The following is a 273-nucleotide window of genomic DNA, read 5'->3' on the forward strand; positions in this document are numbered from 1 at the left end:
GTGCAGCAGCTCGCCGTCGTTGCAGTCGAGATTGCCGGTCACGCGCATCGTCGCGATCTTGCCGTGACGCTGGAAGTACCAGCCGCGGTTCTGCCCGCCCTGCAGGTTGAACGCCAGGCAGTTGTGCTTCAGCAGGTCGTCGAGCGACTTCGGCCGCCCGTGCTTGCGGAAATAGTCGGGCGTGCCGCACACGACGCGCCGGTTCGACGCGAGCTTCACCGCGACGAAGTTCGGATCGACCGCGCCGCCGATCCGGATCGACAGGTCGTAGCC

Annotated in this window: 1 protein-coding gene; it reads right to left on the reverse strand. The window is 66.7% G+C overall.

The features are described 5' to 3' along the window. Positions 1 to 273, reverse strand: a 273-nt coding sequence (locus tag AAEY55_RS18315) for a LysR substrate-binding domain-containing protein (RefSeq protein ID WP_350552678.1), incomplete at both ends; no start/stop codon positions are given.

Origin of the sequence: Pseudoalteromonas sp. 120-MNA-CIBAN-0494, from assembly GCF_040308885.1 — a bacterium.
Taxonomy (GTDB): Bacteria; Pseudomonadota; Gammaproteobacteria; order Enterobacterales; family Alteromonadaceae; genus Pseudoalteromonas; species Pseudoalteromonas nigrifaciens.